The organism is Kineococcus indalonis, assembly GCF_009906395.1.
Taxonomy (GTDB): domain Bacteria; phylum Actinomycetota; class Actinomycetes; order Actinomycetales; family Kineococcaceae; genus Kineococcus; species Kineococcus indalonis.
Map to the genome: position 1 here is coordinate 1 of NZ_JAAALM010000959.1, position 643 is coordinate 643.

The window sequence follows — 643 nt, forward strand, 5'->3', positions numbered from 1 at the left end:
GGGGTTCGCGAGGGCCATCGGGGGCGCCTTCCGGTCGCGGGTGCGTCTCCCGGGTCGCCGTCGGCCCGGGAGCCGCACCCTCTCAGAGAGCCCACAGCTCCCGCCAGGGGTGCGCGGCGGTGCGGCAGGGAGCGCGGCGGGCGGCTCGCGGGTCCGCTCAGCGGGTGCCGAGCAGCTCCCCCAGGTCCCGGCACAGCTGCCGGGAGGCGCGCTCGGCCGAGGCGGACAGCGGCGCCATCCCGAGGAAGCCGTGCACGAGGTCGTCGTGGCGGCGCAGCACCACGCGCACGCCCTCGGCCCCCAGGCGCTGCGCGTAGGCGACGCCCTCGTCGCGCAGCGGGTCGAAGCCGGCGACGGCCACGACGGCGGGCGGCTGCCCGGCCAGCGAGGGTGCGTCCAGCGGCGCGAAGCGCACGTCGGTCGGCTCGCCGCGGTAGTGCCGGCCGAACCACTCGACCGTGGCGCGGTCCAGGACGGGCGCGTCGGCGTTCTCCCGCACGGAGGGGAAGTCCCCGCGCCCGCCGGAGACGGCCGGGTAGACCAGCAGCTGCGCGGCCAGGCCCTCCCCCGCGGGCGACTGGGCGGCGACGGCGGCGAGGTTGCCGCCGGCGCTGTCGCCGGCGACGGCCACGCGCTGCGGGTC

General features: G+C 79.6%; 1 protein-coding gene. It reads right to left on the minus strand.

The features are described from left to right. Positions 1-157: 157 nt before the first annotated feature. Positions 158-643 (minus strand): alpha/beta hydrolase fold domain-containing protein (locus GTR00_RS22180; RefSeq protein ID WP_166613631.1); only part of this gene is annotated, 486 nt, incomplete at its 5' end.